The sequence below is a fragment of the Flavobacterium piscisymbiosum genome (assembly GCF_020905295.1).
In the GTDB taxonomy this organism is placed as follows: domain Bacteria; phylum Bacteroidota; class Bacteroidia; order Flavobacteriales; family Flavobacteriaceae; genus Flavobacterium; species Flavobacterium piscisymbiosum.
The window spans coordinates 4,988,093-5,003,361 of record NZ_JAJJMM010000001.1 but is presented as its reverse complement, the minus strand read 5'-3'; the positions used below and the strand labels follow the sequence as shown (position 1 = coordinate 5,003,361).

The following is a 15,269-nucleotide window of genomic DNA, read 5'->3' as shown; positions in this document are numbered from 1 at the left end:
TAAAAAATATCTTAATATGAAATATAGATTTATATGGTTGTTTATTACCATGTTGTGCAGTGCTGCAACGTTTGGTCAAATAACAGTAAAAGGAACCGTTAAGGATAAAGGCAATGTGCCCATTCCGGGAGTAAACTTATTGGTAAAAGGATCTGCAAGTACAGCCGCTACAGATTTTGATGGAAATTTTACGATTTCTGTTCCAAATAAAAATTCTCAGATCGAATTTTCGTTCATTGGCTTTGCCAATAAAACAATTTCGGTAGGAGAGCAAACCGTTCTAAATGTAACGCTTGAAGAATCTAGTCAGGTTCTTGACGAGATTGTTGTGGTAGGTTACGCCGCGGTAAAAAAGAGCGATGTAACGAGTTCGATTTCTTCTATAAAAGGAAAAGAATTACAAACCATGACTGTGGGTAACGTTGCAGAATCTTTGCAGGGTAAAGTTGCCGGAGTTCAGGTTACAGGTCAGGGTGGTCCTGGCGCTCAGCCAAGGGTTTTAATTCGTGGAATCTCTACGGTAAACCTTAATACAGATCCGCTTTATGTGATCGACGGAATCCCGATGGGAACGAGCATCAACTTTTTGAGCAACAATGAGATTGAATCGATGGAAGTATTAAAAGATGCTTCTGCAAGTGCCATTTACGGTTCAAGAGCTTCAAACGGAGTTATTTTGATCACGACCAAAAAAGGTAAAAGCGGTCAGACAAGATTCAATTTTGATTTAAGTTCAGGGATTCAGATGATGAATAACCCTTATAATATGGCAGATGCTGAAGGCTACGCTAGTATTATGAACAAAGCTTACAACAATTCAGGATATGCAGATTATTTGCCAAATCCGTCCCAATACAGAGGAAAAACTACTGATTGGTGGAAAGCTGGAATTAAGTCCGGAGCGCCTGTAACAAATGCTTCTTTGGGAGTAAGCGGAGGTTCTGACAAACATACCTATTCTATTAGTTTAAACTATTATAACTCAGAATCTATTTATGAAGTAGGTGGATGGGAAAGAATCACGATGAGAATCAACAACGATTTTAAATTTTCGGATAAATTTTCTGCCGGAATTACTTTAAATCCTCGTTACGAAACTTACGGAGCTCCTGGAAACTGGGCTGATTTTGATAAAATTGATCCTATTACGCCAGTTTACAAACCAGCAGATCAATTGACTGGATTAGAAAACGAATACAGCATTTTTGCACGTTCTCCTTCTTACATCTGGAATCCTGTTGCATCTGTAAAACGTTATGATGATTTTACAGATCAGTACAACTTAAATACAAACGGTTATTTACAATATACGCCAATAAAAGGTTTAGTGATTCGTACTCAGGCTTCTGTAGAAGTAGGAGATAAAGTTAGAAGCAAATTTACACCTGATTTCGTAATCGATGCTGCACACGAAAAAGCAGAGATCAATACAATCGAAAGATGGAATACAACAAATGTTGACTGGACATGGCAAAATACAATTACTTATTCTAGAGCATTTGCAGAAAAGCATAATTTCTCTTTAATGGTAGGTAATACTATGGAAGAATACAATGGTAAAGATCTTTGGGGTTACGGAGAAGGAGTTCCTAACAACACTGATGCCATGAGAGAATTAAATGCAGCAACCAAAAACCGTAATAGCGGTGGTAACAGCTGGTCAAGTTCTTTGATGTCTTATATTTCTCGTTTCTCGTACAATTATGACAGTAAATATTATTTTACAGGAACATTCAGACGTGATGGTTCTTCTAAATTCATGACGAATAATAAATGGGCCAATTTCCCATCGGCATCTGTTTCATGGAGAATTCTTAACGAAGGATTTATGGAATCTACAAAAGATGTTTTAAGCGATTTAAGATTTAGAGCAGGTTGGGGTAAAGTAGGAAATCAGGGCTTACCAACAGCTGTTTATCAATCCAACATTGGTCAGGGATTTTATCCTATTGGCGATGTTGTGGGCGATACTTCATTCCCGTCATCAATGGCGAATAAAGACATTAAATGGGAAACAGTAGAAGATATGAGTTTTGGACTTGATTTCGGATTATGGAAAAACAAACTTTCAGGATCTTTAGAGTATTATCAAAAGAAAACCAAGGATATGTTGTTCCTGAAACAATTTCCAACTTACAGTGGTTTTCCGGACAATTCAAGAATCTGGTCAAATGTGGGTTCTATGCAATCAAGCGGTATTGATTTACTGGTTTCTTATAAAGATAAAAAAGGAGATTTCTCTTATGGAGTAGATGTTACTTTTACAACAGTAAACATAGAAATGCTGTCATTATCATCTGAAGGAGAAAGACTTTACGGAGCAGGAAACAGAACCCTGACAATGAAAGGTGAAGAACCTGGATTTTTCTACGGATATGTTGCTGACGGTTTATTCCAAAACCAAACACAATTGAATTCGCATACAGATGAGCACGGAACAAAATTACAACCTTATGCTCAGGTAGGAGATGTTCGTTTTAAAGATGTAAACGGTGACGGAAAAATAGACGAAAAAGACCGTACAAAAATTGGTTCACCTTGGGCAGATTACAATGTAGGTCTGAATTTGAATTTTGCTTACAAACAATTTGATTTAGTAGCCAACTTTTACTCCAGTATTGGAAATGAAATCGTAAACGAAAACATTTCGGATTTATACAATGGTGCAAGCTTAACCAACAAAGTAAGCGGATTAGAGCAAATGGCCTGGCATGGTGAAGGAACTTCAAACCGTGTTCCTCGTTTGTCTAAAGATGATAACAACGAAAACTTTACCAAATTCTCTTCTTTATATGTTGAAGATGGTTCGTTTGTACGTATGAAAAACCTTCAGGTTGGATATTCGTTCTACAACAAATTTGGTTTAGATAAATTGAGAATCTCATTATCAGGACAAAATTTATGGACATGGACCAAATACGATGGTGTTGATCCTGAAGTTGCAGGAGGAGATCCTGACAAAGGCGACAGAGTAAAAGGAGCAGGTTTTGGAGGATGGAACTATCCGGTTCAGCCAACTATTTTGATGGGGCTTAATGTAGCATTTTAATAAAAAACGACATGAAAAAAACGATATTATCAATACTAGCTTTTTCTCTAATTGCAGTTTCATGCAGCGATTTTATTGAAAAAGACGAAAGAGGTAAACAAACCTTAGAGAACTATTTTCAAACCGCGCAGGAATGCGAGAATTATGCCAATGAGCTAACACAGCGATTATTGCTTGCCAAAGACTGGTGGGTACTAACAGCGCCAAGAGTAACCAACGAAATGGCTACTGATGATGCCTGGATGGGTAATACAGGTCAGGATAACAGTGCACACAGACCAGCTTCGCAATACCTGATAACACCTGATAACATGGGAGATATGAATGGTGCTTATACCGCTCATTATTACACCATTCAATCAGCCAATATTGGTTTAGAGAAAATGGCTGCATCGCCAATTCCTGATGCACAGAAAAATCAATATATGGGAGAATCTTTATTCGTTCGTGCTTACTGCTATTACGAATTGGTGAATCTTTATGGAGCAGTTCCATTATACACAAAAGTGTTAGGAACTTCAGATCTTAATTTACAACGCAGTCCTGTTGCAGCTGTTTACGCTCAGATTGAAGCCGATCTTAAGGAATCTGCTGCAAAATTAGAAAGTGCTCCTGTAGCCAGAAACGGAAGAATCAATAAATGGGCTGCTTATGCTTTATTGGCGCGTGTTTCGTTGTTTCAGGAAAAATGGGCTGAAGCCAAATTATACTCAAACAAAGTAATTACTGAAGGGCCTTATGCTCTTGAATCTGATTTCTTGAACATCTGGAATGTAAACAACCATAATGGTGTTGAATCTATTCTTGAAGCGCAAACTTCAGCGGTTCAGGATAAAAATCTTGGGGCTGCTTTACCAACTTTGGCTGGAGCCAGAGGTGAAGACAAGAAAAACTTCCCGAGTAATGATGCCGGAGATGTTCTGGACGGTTGGGGATGGTGTATGCCAACCAGCGATTTAGAAAATGCTTATCTTTCTGAAAATGATGTAATTCGTCGCAGAAGCACTATTACAAAATGGGGAGAAGCCGCTTACGGAGATGAGGTGTTGAACCCAACACACAAATTCAGTTTAAACGATAATAAATCAGGACGTATCATTCGTAAATATTATATTCCGATCGCAACACGTCGTGCATTAGACAAAAAAGACGGACACTTACCATTGAATATTCCGTTGATTCGTTTGGCCGAAATGTACCTTACAAGAGCAGAAGCTAATTATCATACTGGCGGAGACGCTTTAGCAGATATTAACATCATTAGAGCCCGTGTAAAATTAGATCCAAAAACAGGATTATCAGGACCAACGCTTTTAAGACAAATCTACAAAGAGCGTCGTTTAGAACTGGCTTTCGAAGGATTGCGTTTGTATGATATTCGTCGTGAAAAAGATCCAAATACAGGAAGACCGGTAATCGAATCTTTGATGGGACCAAACGGAACTTTTGTTCAGTACAACCTGAATTCTACAGATCCGTACGAAACAACCAATTTAAGAGAACCTCAGGATAAAGGAATCAATTTTAATCCTGCAAAACACTTAGTATGGCCAATACCTCAAATCGAAATTGATTTAAGTGGCGGATTAATCACTCAAAATCCTAATTACTAAAATGAGATTTATAAACAACAATAAAGTAAGTCTGCTGTGTGCAGGCTTACTTTTCGCAAACTCATTTTTGGTAAGCTGCGATTCAGAAAACAACGGAAACTCAGATGCTGAAAATACTACAGCCGAGTTGAGTATCAATCTGGATGCAAATCTTCAAACAATGGAAAGCTTTGGTGCTTCTGATGCCTGGCAATGTAATTTTATAGGCAGAAATTGGCCTTTGGATAAAAAAAATAAAATAGCCGATTTACTTTTCAGTAAAGAAGTAGATGCAGACGGAAATCCAAAAGGAATTGGTTTGTCATTATGGCGCTTCAACCTTGGTTCAGGAAGTGCTGAGCAAGGAGATGCAAGCGATATTACAGATGAATGGAGACGTACAGAATGTTTCACCAACGATGGAGTTACATACAACATGAACAAACAGGCCGGTCAGGTTTGGTTTATGAAAGCAGCAAAAGAGCGTGGTTTAGAAAAATTACTGGCTTTCGCCAATAGTGCTCCGGTGTATTTAACACAAAATGGAAAAGCGCACGCATCCATCAAAGAATTTTATAATTTAAAAGATGGAAAATGGTCAGAATTGGCTGATTTCTGGACCAACTCTTTGGATAAACTAAAAACAGAACACGGTTTAACAATCGATTATGTTTCTCCGTTTAATGAGCCACAATACGAGTGGGACGGTTCAGGACAAGAAGGTTCACCGGCAACGAATGCCAATGTCTACAGTTTTGTAAATGTCCTTTCACCAAAATTACAATCAAAAGGATTGACTTCTCAGATTGTGGTAGGAGAAACAGCAGCTTACGAACATTTGTACAAAACAGTTTCTGGTAAAGAAAACAGATCAAACCAGATCGATTATTTCTTCGGAGTAAATTCGGCAAAAAATATTGCAGGATTACCAAATGTAAAAAAGACCATTTCAGGACACAGTTACTGGCAAGCCTGGCCATTGACAGAATTAGTGTATTCAAGACAATTGGCCGCAACAAGAACGCAGTCAGTTCCGGGATTAAGCCTTTGGTCATCAGAATATTGTGTTTTAGAAAGCCCTGGAACTGCTGAATTGCCAGGCGGAGCAGGTCCGGGAAGAGATTTAGGAATCCAGACCGCACTTTGGACAGCTCGTATTATCAGTACAGATATTGCCGTTGGTGGTGTTTCGTCATGGCAATGGTGGACAGCCATTAGCCGCGGAGATTACAAAGACGGCTTAATTCACGTAGATGATGGTTCAAGCAACGGAGCCGGAAATGCAGATTATTGCAAAAACGACGGTTTTGTCAGAGATGCAAAAACACTTTGGGCATTAGGAAACTTCTCATTCTTCGTAAAACCGGGAATGGTGAGAGTGCAGATTCCAAGTGTTGATAATGCCACTTCCGTGAATGGTGTAATGGTTACTGCATACAAAGATGCCGCAACAAAAAAATTAGTAGTTGTAGCAGTAAACGTTGGCAAATCGGCGAAAGCCTATAAACTAAACCTTTCAGGCGGTGCATTAACAGATAATAAATTAACACCTTATACAACCTCTGAAACCTTGAGTTTGAAAAAAGGAACCGCTGTTGAAGCTTCTGGATTTGAAATTCCTGCTAAGTCAATTGTGACTTATGTAGGAACATATAAATAGGAGGTTCTAAGGGACTAAGTTGCTAAGGTACTGAGGTTTTTTTTCTCTAGGATGGATTAAAATCCATCCCTAAAATATATTTTGTTCCTCTGGAACTTCTAAAGAAAATTCCGGAGGAATGATTCATATTGTAGCAACGGATTTTAATCCGTTGAAGTGAGAAGATTGCGTTTTACCGCGCAGACCTTTGTCAAAGTTTTAAACTTTGACAAAGGTTATAACCGCAAACTATGTCATCCTGAGCGAAGTCGAAGGACAAGTAAGTAATTCTATAATCAAGGACGACAAAGATTGTCGAGCTACTTGCGAAGATTTCTCCTTCGTCGAAATGACAAGATTGCGATAAAAGCTTCAGAAACCTTTGTCAAAGTTTTAAACTTTGACAAAGGTAATACCGTCGAAATATAGCAAGGCTGTCATTGAAAATATTAGATTAAAATAGAAAGAATAATAAAAATAATGAGAAAAGTATACATCTCGCTTTTATTGGTCATGAGTTCGCTGTCGTATGCACAGCGAACCGTAACCATTAGCACTGATCATGTAGTACAAACCATGGACGGTTTTGGAGGCTCTGATGCCTGGAGATGCCAGTTTGTGGGGAAAAATTGGCCGGAACAAAAAAAGAATGCCATTGCCGATTTGCTTTTTAGTAAAGAAATCGATGCACAGGGAAATCCAAAAGGAATCGGGCTTTCGATCTGGAGATTTAATCTTGGTGCGGGAAGTACGGAGCAAGGCGAAAAAAGTAAAGTTTCGGACGAGTGGAGAAGAAGCGAATCTTTTTTGCAGGCAGATGGTACTTACGATTTTAATAAACAAGAAGGACAAAGATGGTTCTTGCAGGCAGCCAAAAAACGTGGTGTCGAAAAATTCCTGATTTTTACCAATAGTCCGCCGGTTTACATGACCAAAAACGGATTATCTTTTGCATCTGAAAAGAATAAACTGAATCTAAAAGATGGTGCAATGCCAAAATTTGCCGATTTTCTAGTTCAAAGTATTCAGGGATTGGAAAAGAAAGAAGGAATCAAATTCGATTATGTAAGCCCAATCAACGAACCACAGTGGGAATGGATGCCAAAAGACGGCGACACCAACAGTCAGGAAGGAACTCCGGCAACCAATCAGGAAATTTACGATTTGACCAAATCACTTTCAGAAAAACTGAAAGCGAATAAAATGAATACAGAAATCGTCATTGCCGAAGCCGCACAAATCGATTATTTATACGAAAATGTAAATTCTGAAAACCGCGACAAGCAAATTGATTATTTCTTTGGAAAAACAAAAACCAACGTTTCAAAATTCCCAAATGTAAAAAACGTCATTTTAGGACATAGTTATTTTACTACATGGCCAATTGAAAGACAGGTTTTAAGCAGAAAATTAATTGCAGCCAACATCAAACAAAATCCGGGATTAAAATACTGGCAATCGGAATATTGTATTTTAGAAAATCCGGGAGAATCTGAAATTCCGGGCGGTTCAGGCGGAGGAAGAGATTTAGGAATGCAGACGGCTTTATTCGTAGGGCGTTTGATTCACAATGATATTGCTGTTGCCAATGCTGCTTCATGGCAATGGTGGACATCGCTAACACGTGTTGATTACAAAGACGGTCTGATTTATCTTGATGACGGAAAAAGCAACGGAGGAACAGCGCCGGATTACGTAAAAAATGACGGAGAATTTCACGATTCAAAATTACTTTGGGCTTTAGGAAATTACTCTTTGTTTGTACGTCCGGGAATGCTTAGAATCGATGTTCCCAATCAAAACGATCTGGAAGCAGCAAACGATGTAATGCTAACCGCTTATAAAGATGTCGAAAACAAAAAGCTAATTGTAGTTGCTGTAAACGTTGGAAAATCAGCCCAAAAATACAAATTCAATTTATCGAAAGGAACTGTAAAAAACAATGATTTTACACCTTACATAACCTCAGATACTTCGAATTTAAAAAGAGCAGCAACTCAAAAAATTGATAATCTCGAAATTCCCGCAAAATCGATAGTGACGTTTGTGGGGGAGTTACAGTTTTAGTATTCAGTCGCAGTTTACAGTCTCAGTTTTCAGTTTACAGTCACAGTCTGAAAACTGAAAACTGAGACTGGGACTGGGACTGGGACTAAAAAATTGAAACAAAGAACAATAAATTAAAAATAACAAAAGCTTAGAACCTTAAATTCTCAGCACCTTAGAACCTTAAAAAAAATGTTTACAAAAAAGATCTTACTACCCGTATTACTCTTCTCGTGTTTGTCTGCATTCAGTCAGATCTCGTTTGGAGATTCAAAGAAAATCAATGACAACTGGAAATTCAATCTTCAGGATACTCCGGATGCTCAAAAACAAGCTTACGACGATAGCAAATGGCAGTCAGTAAACGTTCCTCACGACTGGAGCGTAAAAGGACAATTGAGCCCAACATTGGCTAGCTGTACTGGTTTCTTGCCAGGCGGAATTGGCTGGTACCGCAAATCAGTTACGATTCCTCAAAGTAAAACAGGCGAAAAAGTCTATTTGTATTTTGAAGGCGTTTACAACAGAAGCGAAGTTTTCATCAACGGACATTCATTAGGAAAACGTCCAAACGGTTATATTTCTTTTGCTTATGATGCTACTCCGTATGTAAAATATGGTGGAGAAAACACGATTTCGGTTCGTGTAGATCACAGTCAAAGTGCCGATTCAAGATGGTACACCGGTTCAGGAATTTACCGTGATGTTTGGTTGGTATATTCTAATCCGGTTCATATTACACAATGGGGTGTTTATGCATATCCGGAAGTAAAAAAAGGAACAGGAACACTAAATGTTGAAGTTGAGGTTGAAAATGGTTCAGCTGGAAAATCAAGTCTTACCGTAGTAAATGAACTGATTTCAAAAGACGGAAAATCAGTAGGGAAATCTTCTTCTAAAGTGGAAGTTGCCGCTAATAAAAACGGAAAAATCTCGACTAAAATAAATGTAAAAAATCCACAATTATGGGATTTAGAAAATCCAAATTTATATCAGCTTAAAACAACTGTTTTTAAAGACGGAAAACAAATTGATGAAACGGTAACCAAAACAGGTTTCAGAGATTTCAAATTCGATCCTAATAATGGTTTTGCATTAAACGGAAAATGGATGAAAATGAAAGGTGTTTGTCTGCACCATGATGCCGGAGTTTTAGGTTCTGCAGTACCAAGAGAAGTTTGGGAAACAAGATTGAAAACATTAAAAGAAATTGGTGTAAATGCAATCCGTACCAGTCATAATCCGCAAGCGCCTGTTTTTTATGAACTTTGCGACGAGTTAGGAATATTGGTTTTAAACGAAGCTTACGACGAATGGGAATTTCCAAAACGTAAATGGTTAGAAGGCTGGAATTATGGAACTCCGGGATTCGAAGGTACGTTTGATATTTTTGCAGATTACGCAGAAAAAGATTTAGAAGATTTTGTACGTCGTGACAGAAACCACCTTTCGGTTTTTGCATGGAGTATTGGTAACGAAGTAGATTATCCAAATGATCCGTATTCTCATCCGGTTCTGGATAAAGGAAAAGACGGATTTGGACAAGCTAATTATGGTGGTTACAAAAAAGATGCGCCAGATGCAATGCGTCTTGGAGCAATTGCAAAACGTTTGGTAGCTGCGGTTAAAAAATACGACAAATCACGCCCAACAACTGCTGGTTTAGCCGGAGTTGCAATGTCTAACGAAACAGAATATCCAGGTGCTTTAGACATTACAGGATATAATTATACAGAAAGCAAATATCAATCGGATCACGAGAAATACCCGAACAGAGTTATTTTTGGAAGTGAAAACGTTCACGACATGGAACCTTGGTTAGCGGTAAAAAACAACAAACACATCTTCGGACAATTCTTGTGGACAGGAATTGATTATTTAGGTGAATCAGGAAGATGGCCATCAAGAGGTTTTTACTCAGGATTGGTTGATTTTGCAGGAGTAATCAAACCTAGAGGATATTTCCGTCAGTCACTTTGGTCAGATAAACCAATGGCATATATCGGAACTTATCCGTTAAAAGATGTAAAAGATGTTTCTAAAGATGCATGGGCAATTTGGAATTACACTCAAGGTGAAAAAATTCGCGTAGTGGTGTATACCAATGCAGCCAAAGCACGTTTAGAATTGAACGGAAAAGTAGTAGGCGAAACCAAAGCATACGACGAAAAAACCGGAATTATCTACTGGGATATTCCGTTTGCTTCAGGAAAACTAGAAGCAGTTGGTTTAAGCAAAGATGACAAAGAAGTAAGCAGATATGCTATTTCGACTACACAACAACCTGTAGAGTTAACTATTGCAGACAAAAACATTACGATTACAAAAGACAAAGGAGTTGCTAAAATCATGGTTCAGGTTAAGGATCAGAACGGTTTACCGGTTATGCTTTCAGATAATGAAGTTACGTGCACCATTAGCGGACCTGGAGTTTTGTTAGGACTAGAAGCAGGAAACAACAGCGACATGACGGATTATACAGATAATGTTCAAAGAGTTTTCCACGGTCATATTGCAGCATACATTCAGGCAACCGGAGAAGCTCAGCCTATAAAAGTGACGTTTACAAGTCAATGGTTAAAACCAGTTGAAGTTACCATTAATGTAAAATAATCAGTTTTCAACGAAGACCTAACAGGTTTTTAATCCCGTCCCGAAGTTTCGGGATCGGGCAATGTCATTAAGTTAAGGAGAAATCTAATTAAGAAAGTAATTAGAAAAATCCGTTTTTATCAGCGTTTTCGCTTTAGCGAATCAGTAAAATCAGCGTCTAATTTTAACGCGGATAAAACAGATTTACTTCGTAAAAACGCAGATAAAAACAGATTTTATTTTCTAAAAACTTAACTTAATGAAATTGGGCTTCGGGACTGTTAGGTCTAACAATGCAATGTTATAAAAAAATTAACCTGTCAGTCTTTTTGTTAAGCTGATGGGTTTATTTTTATAGTATCCAAAAGTTTATTATATTTAAAGTGTAAAATTTACACATATTTAATTAAAATGAAAATAAAAAATACAATTGCTTTGGCAATAGGCGTTGTTTTAGCATCGGTTTCATCGAATGCTCAAACGACAACATTCAAAAAAGAAGAATTCAAACAATGGGCACAAACGCCTCCAATGGGTTGGAACAGTTGGGATTGCTACGGTTCTACAGTCGAAGAACACGAAGTAAAAGCCAACGCCGATTATATGGTGAAAAACCTGAAAAAATTTGGATGGGAATATGTTGTAGTCGATATTAGATGGTTTGTAGAAAATGACAAAGCAGGAGGATACAATCAAACAGATCCGCGTTATGTAATCGATCAGTACGGAAGATATTTGCCGGCTTTAAATCGTTTTCCATCTGCAAAAGACGGACAAGGATTTAAACCTTTGGCAGATTATATCCATAAAAAAGGATTGAAATTCGGGATTCACATTATGCGCGGAATTCCTAAAAAAGCCGTTGAAGACAAATTGCCTATCAAAGGTACAAACGGAATCACAGCTGATCAGATTTATTCTACAGCATTGCAATGCGAATGGTTAAGAGACAATTATACCGTTGTTGCAGATAAACCCGGTGCACAGGAATATTACGATTCATTATTTGAATTGTACGCACAATGGGGCGTTGACTTTATCAAAATCGATGATTTATCAAGACCGTATCACGAAGGAGAAATTAACCTGATCAGAAACGCAATCGACAAATGCGGACGTAAAATTGTATTGAGCACTTCACCGGGAGAAACACCTATCACTGCTGCGCCACACGTAACCACTCACGCCAATATGTGGAGAATGGTAGACGACGTTTGGGATACCTGGCCACACATTACACATTTAATGAATGTTGCTCAAAAATGGTATCCTTACATTGCACCGGGAACATGGCCAGACTGCGATATGATTCCGCTTGGACGTATTTCATTAAGAGGAGAACGTGGCGAAGACAGAATGTCGCGATTGACAAAAGACGAGCAATATACTTTGATTACTTTCTTCAATATTTTTAAATCGCCGTTGTTTTTTGGTGGAGATTTGCCAAGTAACGACGCTTTTACTTTATCATTATTAACCAATAAAGAAGTGGTGAAAATGCACAATGAAAGTACCGGTGTAAAACAGCTTTTCCAGAAAGATGGGAAAATAGCCGTGACTTCAAAAAATCCAAAAGACGGAAGTACTTATCTGGCTTTGTTCAATATTTCGGATAATGCGACAGAAACGATTTCGGTAAATTTATCAGATCTTGGAATTTCAGGTTCGGTTCAGGCTATTAATTTATGGACAGGGGAGAAATCGACAGTTTCAGCTACAGCAGTTTCAGCAGCATTAAAACCTCATAGTTCAGTACTTTTTCAATTAAAAGCTAAAAAATAATGAAGAAGCTTTTACTGCGTCATCGAATTCTGATTGTACTTTTTGCAGTTTTTATTTCATTTGCATTTGGTTTAAAATCAAAAGAAGACAAACCGGACAAGGTATACCTTTTCGCCTATTCCACATTAAAAAATAATGGAAAAAACGGACTTCATTTTGCCTGGAGTACAGATCAGAAAAACTGGTTTGGCGTAGGTCCTGAACATTCTTTTTTAAAATCAGATTATGGAAGTTGGGGACCAACGGGTAAATCAATGTCTGAAGCTTTTTTGATTCAGGATGATAACGGAATTTTTCATTGTTTTTGGGGAGTGCAGGATGATGTTTTTGCGTCTGCTTCAAGTAAAGATTTGATTAACTGGACAAGACAAAGTTACATTCAGGCAATGAAAAATGTGACAAAAAATGAATCAGGAAAACCAATTATTCAAAACATAAAAGTCAGCAAAAAAGCAGGCGAATATAACATTTATTGGAAAGCAGACAACGCAAATTATACTAGTGTTACCAAAGATTTTAAAACATATTCTAAAGCCATAATTGATGACAATAAAGTTCCTCAGTTTAGTGAAATCACATTACAAGGAGAAACTCAAAAAGGAACTATTACTGAAGTCGATTGGACTTTAGTTGATTCGCTGATAAAAAACATGGAATCATCAAAGTTTAGGGACAAACAAGATAATACTTCACCCAAAAGTGATAGTTTGCTGTTTGTGGGCCTGAAACCTGTAACGGCTCAAATTAGTATTGACGGAAAAGATTCTAAAAAAATAAGCAATATGCTTACGGGAATGTTTTTTGAAGATATTAATTACGCTGCAGATGGTGGTTTATACGCTGAATTGATCCAGAATCGTGATTTTGAATATTCGTTACACGATAAAAAAGGCAGCGATAAAAACTGGAATGAAACCATGGCGTGGAGCGGAAATTTTAAGGTAGAAAAGGAAAATCCAATTCATCCTAATAATTCGCATTATGCTGTCCTTACAAAAAGTAAAATCAGCAATTCAGGTTTTGACGGAATTCCGCTTAAAGCGAATGAAAAATACGATTTCAGTGTTTTTGCAAAAGGAGCCAAATTTACCGTAAAATTAATTGGGGCTAGCGGAGAAACTTTGGCGGAAGCCGCACTAAAACCCAATACTTCGTGGAAAAAAATTAGCGCAGTGCTAAAAGTATCCAAAACAGTAAGCGATGCTCATTTAGAAATTAGTTCTGATGGAGAAGTTGCTCTGGATATGGTATCTCTTTTCCCTCAAAATACGTTCAAAAACCGTAAAAACGGGCTTCGTGCTGATTTGGCTGAAACCATTGCGGATATGCATCCAAAGTTTGTTCGTTTTCCTGGTGGTTGTGTAGCTCACGGCGATGGAATAGGAAATATTTACCGTTGGAAAAATACTATTGGACCTTTAGAAAGCCGAACTCCAATGCGTAATATTTGGGGATATCATCAATCACTTGGATTAGGATATTTTGAATATTTTCAGTTTTGTGAAGATCTGGGCGCGCTTCCTGTTCCGGTTTTAGCGGCAGGAGTTCCATGTCAAAATTCATCTGACGGTGGTGCCGGACAACAATTTGGTATTCCGATGGAAGACATGGATGAATACGTGCAGGATGTTCTGGATTTAATTGAATATGCCAACGGACCCGTGACAAGTGTTTGGGGTAAAAAACGTGCTGAAGCCGGTCATCCTAAACCTTTTAATTTAAAATATGTTGGTATCGGTAATGAAGATTTAATTAGTGATGTTTTTGAAGAACGTTATAGAATGATTGTAAAAGCCGTGCAGAAAAAATATCCTGAAATTATTATTATTGGTACTGTTGGACCCTTTTTTGAAGGCACAGATTATAACGAAGGATGGGCAATTGCCAATGATTTGAAACTGCCAATTGTAGACGAACATTATTATCAAAGTCCGGGTTGGTTTATTAATAACCAGAATTTTTATGACAGTTATGACCGTTCTAAATCAAAAGTGTATTTGGGAGAATATGCATCTCGTGGCAATAAATTTTACAATGCTTTGGCCGAGGCGCTTTATCTTACTGCGATCGAGCGAAATGGCGATGTAGTTACAATGGCTTCTTATGCGCCTTTATTTGCTCGCGAGAAACACACACAATGGAATCCTGATTTGATTTATTTTACAGGAAATGAAGTAAAACCAACAGTAAATTATTTTGTACAGAAATTGTACGGACAAAATCCGGGCGATATTTATTTGCAGCCTAAAATAAAATTATCAGATGCAAATAATGAAGTTCATAAGCGAATTGGTGTTTCAGTGGTTCAGGATAATGCTTCGGGAGATTTGATTGTAAAGTTAGTCAATATGCTTCCGGTTGCTGTAATTCCGGCAATAGATGTATCGAATCTAACGACGACTGAAACTGCAGGTTATACTACATTTTCAGGAACTCCCGAGAGTACCACTGCCAGACCAATATCTCAAACTATAACAGTAAAGGAAGCCTTTTCAAAAGAATTGCCTGCTTATTCATTTACTGTGATTCGTATTAAAACTAAATAATTTTTCGACTATTTAAAGTTATA

General features: G+C 37.8%; 7 protein-coding genes. All 7 read left to right on the top strand.

From position 1 onward, the window contains the following. Positions 1 to 16: 16 nt before the first annotated feature. The gene (locus LNP81_RS21355; RefSeq protein WP_230039317.1) at positions 17 to 3,049 is read left to right on the top strand and encodes a SusC/RagA family TonB-linked outer membrane protein; all 3,033 of its coding nucleotides are present in this window, start codon (positions 17 to 19) and stop codon (positions 3,047 to 3,049) included. 11 nt (positions 3,050 to 3,060) lie between these two features. Beyond that, positions 3,061 to 4,662, top strand: a complete 1,602-nt coding sequence (locus LNP81_RS21350) for a RagB/SusD family nutrient uptake outer membrane protein (protein ID WP_230039316.1) — start codon at positions 3,061 to 3,063, stop codon at positions 4,660 to 4,662. Position 4,663: 1 nt separating this feature from the next. Continuing rightward, positions 4,664 to 6,301: a glycoside hydrolase gene (locus LNP81_RS21345; RefSeq protein ID WP_230039315.1), complete on the top strand. Its 1,638-nt coding sequence runs from the start codon at positions 4,664 to 4,666 to the stop codon at positions 6,299 to 6,301. A gap of 459 nt (positions 6,302 to 6,760) precedes the next feature. Next, positions 6,761 to 8,347 (top strand): glycoside hydrolase, encoded by a 1,587-nt coding sequence (locus LNP81_RS21340; RefSeq protein ID WP_230039314.1) that lies wholly within the window; start codon positions 6,761 to 6,763, stop codon positions 8,345 to 8,347. 171 nt (positions 8,348 to 8,518) lie between these two features. Next, positions 8,519 to 10,939, top strand: a complete 2,421-nt coding sequence (locus LNP81_RS21335; RefSeq protein ID WP_230039313.1) for a glycoside hydrolase family 2 TIM barrel-domain containing protein — start codon at positions 8,519 to 8,521, stop codon at positions 10,937 to 10,939. A gap of 390 nt (positions 10,940 to 11,329) precedes the next feature. Beyond that, entirely contained in the window at positions 11,330 to 12,700 is a 1,371-nt protein-coding gene (locus tag LNP81_RS21330) for a glycoside hydrolase family 27 protein (protein ID WP_230039312.1), read from the top strand. Beyond that, entirely contained in the window at positions 12,700 to 15,246 is a 2,547-nt protein-coding gene (locus tag LNP81_RS21325; RefSeq protein WP_230039311.1) for an alpha-L-arabinofuranosidase C-terminal domain-containing protein, read from the top strand. Before LNP81_RS21330 ends, LNP81_RS21325 begins: the two co-directional genes overlap by 1 nt. Positions 15,247 to 15,269: the final 23 nt, after the last annotated feature.